Origin of the sequence: Mycobacterium sp. 1465703.0 (assembly GCF_001672975.1) — a bacterium.
In the GTDB taxonomy this organism is placed as follows: Bacteria; Actinomycetota; Actinomycetes; order Mycobacteriales; family Mycobacteriaceae; genus Mycobacterium.
Window position 1 is genome coordinate 1 of record NZ_LZKU01000123.1, and the last position, 2116, is coordinate 2116.

Consider the following 2116-nt stretch of genomic DNA (forward strand, 5'->3'; position numbering starts at 1 on the left):
GTCAGGAAGCCCGGACCTCCGAAGACGAGTGGAGCAGGTTGCTGCGGCAGCGCGAGGAGCTCGAGGCGGGCCGCACCCAAACCGTCGCGGAAGTCACCGAACTGGAAACGCGGCTGCGCAACGCCCAGGCGACGCAGCAGGCGCCGACGGAAGAACCTGTGAACCGTCAGCAGATCGCCGCGGCCACCGAAGCTGCCCGCAGCGCCGAAGTGGAGGCCCGGCTGGCGGTGCGGACCGCCGAAGAGCGCGCCAATGCGGTTCGTGGTCGGGCGGATTCGTTGCGCCGCGCGGCCGCCGCGGAGCGCGAGGCCCGGTTGCGTGCCCAGCAGGCGCGCGAGGCGCGAGTGCGGGCCGCTGCGGTGGCGGCGGCGGTCGCCGACGCCGGCCGGTTGCTGGCGCAGCGGCTGAACGGCGTCGTCGACTCCGCATCCAAAATCCGCGACGCGCTGGCCGCCGAACGCCAGCAGCGTGCGACCGCGATGGCGGCGGTGCGTGACGAGGTGCACGCGTTGAGCGCTCGGGTGGCCGCCCTGACCGACTCGCTGCACCGCGACGAGGTGGCCAATGCCCAGGCCGCGATGCGCATCGAGCAGCTCGAGCAGATGGTGCTCGAGCAGTTCGGCATGGCGCCGGCCGATTTGGTCGCCGAGTACGGCCCGGAGATTGCGCTGCCGCCCTCGGAGCAGGAAATGGCCGAGTTCGAGCTGGCCCGCGAGCGCGGCGAGCAGGTGGTCGCGCCCGCCCCGGTGCCCTACGACCGGCCTACCCAGGAGCGCCGCGCCAAGCGGGCCGAGCGGGAGCTGGCCGAGCTGGGCAGGGTCAACCCGCTGGCGCTGGAGGAGTTCGCCGCGCTCGAGGAGCGCTACAACTTCCTGTCCACCCAGCTCGAGGACGTCAAGGCGGCCCGCAAAGACCTGCTCGGTGTGGTCGACGAAGTCGATGCCCGCATCCTGCAGGTGTTCAGCGAGGCCTACACCGACGTGGAGCGCGAGTTCTCCGACGTCTTCACCGTGCTGTTCCCCGGCGGTGAGGGCCGGCTGCGGCTGACCGATCCCAATGACATGCTCACCACCGGCATCGAGGTCGAGGCCCGCCCGCCGGGCAAGAAGGTCACCCGGCTCTCGCTGCTGTCCGGCGGCGAGAAGGCACTCACTGCGGTGGCCATGTTGGTGGCGATCTTCCGGGCCCGGCCGTCACCGTTCTACATCATGGACGAGGTCGAGGCCGCCCTCGACGACACCAACCTGCGCCGGCTGATCTCGCTGTTCGAGCTGCTGCGGGCCCGCTCGCAGCTCATCATCATCACGCACCAGAAGCCGACGATGGAGGTCGCCGACGCGCTCTACGGTGTGACCATGCAGGGCGACGGCATCACTGCGGTGATCTCCCAGCGGCTGCGTGGCCAGCAGGTGGACCAGCTGGTCACCACTTCGTCGTAGCGCCGATCGCAAGCGCGGCGCAGCCGGGCGAGGCGGGTAGGCGCCATCGATCGAGCGCGCCGATCGCACGCGCGGCGCAGCCGGGCGAGGCGGGTCGGCGCATCGATCGAGCGCTCGATGGTGGTGGCTGCCGGGCGGCCACGCTGGCCCTGAAACAATGTCAGCGTGTCCCAAGGTCTTTGGATCGCACTTGCGGTCCTGATAGCTCTAGTCGTCCTCATCGCCATCACCGCGCTCGTCGTGGGGCTGCGGCGGCACCGCCGCCGCCGGATCAGCTTCTCGAGGGGGCCCGAACCCGGGGCAATCGACAGATCCGGCGGCTACACCGCGTCCTCGGGCATCACCTTCAGCCAGACCGCGACGGCCGATCGGCTCGACACCACCGGGCTGCCCGCGGTAGGCGACGACGCGACCATTCCCCACGACGCGCCGCGGCGCACCATCTCCGAGGTCGAACTTCCCGAGCCCGAGACCGTCACCGCGCCGCCGCCGATCAGGCCCAGCATGCTGCGGCCGAGCGCATTCTGCGACCGGGCCAGTCTGCCGCGCAGCCGCTCTAGCCGGCCTTCGGTGGGGGCGATCTCCTCGATCTCGGGGGCTGCCTGGCGTCCACGCTGGCCCTGAAACAATGTCAGCGTGTCCCAAGGTCTTTGGATCGCACTTGCGGTCCTGATAGC

General features: G+C 70.7%; 1 protein-coding gene and 1 pseudogene. Both read left to right on the forward strand.

Annotated elements, in window-relative coordinates:
- On the forward strand, positions 1-1439 hold a 1439-nt coding region (locus A5625_RS10580), incomplete at its 5' end, for an AAA family ATPase (RefSeq protein WP_156748115.1).
- Positions 1440-1604: 165 nt separating this feature from the next.
- A pseudogene (locus tag A5625_RS28290) lies at positions 1605-1935 on the forward strand (signal recognition particle-docking protein FtsY); the annotation flags it as partial.
- Positions 1936-2116 lie beyond the last annotated feature (181 nt).